This is a genomic window from Roseateles sp. P5_B10, from assembly GCF_056400485.1.
The window spans coordinates 1-610 of record NZ_JBFULE010001587.1; the positions used below are offsets into that span (position 1 = coordinate 1).

2 pseudogenes are annotated in these 610 nt (G+C 68.9%); both read left to right on the forward strand.

Going from position 1 to position 610, the window contains the following annotated elements:
• Positions 1-338, forward strand: a pseudogene (locus AC1DU6_RS34725) (hypothetical protein); the annotation flags it as partial.
• 74 nt (positions 339-412) lie between these two features.
• A pseudogene (locus AC1DU6_RS34730) lies at positions 413-610 on the forward strand (dihydrofolate reductase family protein); the annotation flags it as partial.

Below are 610 nucleotides of genomic sequence, written 5' to 3' on the forward strand. Positions count from 1 at the left end.
CAGGTGTCTATCTCGGCTTCTTCCTGCTCACTCACATGAACTCGGCCCTGGTGTCGGCGCGCACCTTGCGAGGCATCGAGACCGACTGGGCCTGGGCCTCGGGCGCGCCGCAGGGCCTGCTGCTGGACGCGTGGAACATCCGCCTGCTGCCGCACTATGCGCTGGGCGTGTTCTGTGTGCTCGCCCACCTGTGCAGCGGCCTGCGCAGCGTGCTGCTGGCGCATGGCTGGCGGCCGGCGAGCGTCAACCGCGGCTGGATGGCGGGTTTGATCGCCGCGGCCGCGGTATCGACACTCATCGTGGCCGGCTTGTGCGGCCTGCGGTTGCCCGGCGCTTGAGTCCACGCTGCGAGACGTTAGGCTCCACGCAGGCACCGTCCCTCCCACCACACCGCACGACAGGAGAGTTCAAGATGTCCAAGGTCAGAGTCGCCGCCTTCAGCATTTCCATCGACGGTTTCGCGGCAGGGCCGCGCCAGAGCCTGGAGGCGCCGCTGGGCGCGGGCGGCGAGCAACTGCACGAGTGGATGTTCCCGACGCGCACCTTCAAGCAGATGCTCGGCAGCGAAGGCGGCAGCACCGGTGCCGACGATCGCTTCGCGGTGCGCAGC